This is a genomic window from Photobacterium aquimaris (assembly GCF_002954455.1).
GTDB classification, from domain to species: domain Bacteria; phylum Pseudomonadota; class Gammaproteobacteria; order Enterobacterales; family Vibrionaceae; genus Photobacterium; species Photobacterium aquimaris.
Map to the genome: position 1 here is coordinate 150,561 of NZ_MSCC01000003.1, position 1,848 is coordinate 152,408.

1 protein-coding gene is annotated in these 1,848 nt (G+C 38.6%); it reads right to left on the reverse strand.

What is annotated here, in order from left to right; all coding sequences use genetic code 11:
• A partial coding sequence (potE, locus tag BTN98_RS16830; protein WP_105030055.1) for a putrescine-ornithine antiporter occupies positions 1 to 1,257 on the reverse strand: 1,257 nt, incomplete at its 3' end.
• Positions 1,258 to 1,848: the final 591 nt, after the last annotated feature.

Consider the following 1,848-nt stretch of genomic DNA (forward strand, 5'->3'; position numbering starts at 1 on the left):
TGTCAGGATAGTACCGCCAAATACTGCGGTAGCACCACAAGCATACACACCATAGATACTGTAAAGAACCGCTAATGTACCCACTGTCGCACCTAAGCGGTATTGCTTTTGAGATACCATGTTCTTGCGAAGTAATACTTCAAGACCAGTCATCGATAGGATGTAAGGTACCATGTTAATGAATACTGCAAGGTTCAATAGCGCGTTGAACTGACTGATTAGGTTTGGAGAAATCGTCATTACCGCTAGTAAAATCTCAGCAGCTAGCATGATTAACATACCTGCAATTGGTACGCCTGCTTTGTTTGTTTTAGCAAAGATTTTAGGGAATAGACCTTCATCTGCTGCCGCTTTAGAAACCTGTGCGTTAGTGAACTGCCAACCAAGTAGTGAGCCGATACATGCAATAACTGCAGCTAGAGTAACGATGTTACCTACAGTAGGGTTAAACATATGGCTGAACACTAAACCAAACGGTGCAGTTGATGCTGCAAGTTCTGAGTTAGGAATAATACCTTGAATAACACCAGTAGATGCAATGTAAACGATCGCTGCGAAACCAGTACCAAATAGTACTGCAAGCGGTACGTTACGCTCTGGGTTTTCAACTGCATCAGAGTTAGCACCAGCAGATTCAATACCTAGGAAAGCCCATAAAGTCAGTGCGATACCTGAAGATACAGAGTGCATTGTAGTATCGTGGTGTGGGTTCCATGCGTTCATGAATGTTTGTGGATCGAACCACCACCAACCGATGATAGACAGACCAGCAACTGGAATAATGATACCCCAAACAGTGAATGCTGAGATTTGACCGGTGATTTTCGCACCGCCAAAGTTAGCTACCATAGTGAAGATAAGGATAGCAACCACACCGTAGAAAGTGTGCATCGGTGTATCAAGCCAAGGCATAAATGGTTTGATGTAACCTAACGCTGAAACAGCAATCGCCACACAGCTAATAACTAAACACACGTAGTAAGTATAAGAAGAGATGAAGAAAGATGATTTTCCGTGTGCTTCTTGTGCGTAAGCTGACATACCGCCAGAGCGTTTACAAAATGCACCACATTTAGCGAATGTGTAAGCAATACACATTGCGCCTAGCGCAGTTACAATCCAAGATAACATTGAAATTGCACCAACTTGCGCCAAGCTTGCTGGTAGCATAATAATACCGGAACCCATCATGTTAACTGCAACAAGTACAGTTAAGCCAACGAGTCCCATTTTTTTAGTGCCAGTATCTGATGACATTATATTCACCTATGATTAGTGGGATGATAAACCTTATATTTAAATTAGCGTTTATCTGGATTGAAATAAAACCTTGTCCATGGTGAATTGCTTATTACAAAAGTAATAAATACTTAATTATTTTATTAAATCGTTATCAATAAAATAATTAAAATATAACTCTTTACCATAAAAGTTATATTTTAAACTGAACTGTTAACCTTGTGTTCGAGACATATAATGCGCCGTTTTCATAAAAATAAAACCATAAAAACGGAATAAAGCATTGCATTTTTAGTGTCACCAATCGTATTCAGTATCGTTATTCGACCATTTTTTTTTACAAAGAGGGTAAATAGTGGTGGGGGTGCATTTTTTTGTTATTAAATGACTGTGTTAACAAGGGGTTGGAATTCTTACACCATGGTAATGTGGCGTGCCATCAAAAAAAGCCCAAAAATAATTATGCGCTCGGTGTGAGAATAAATTCAAATGGGTTTTGGAAAGTATTTTTTTATTGATAGGTTAAGAGAAATTTAATTTGTATTAATGATAATTAAGTCTAGGTACGTGAAAACTGAACGAGTAGATATTAGCACTATTAATTCTCAG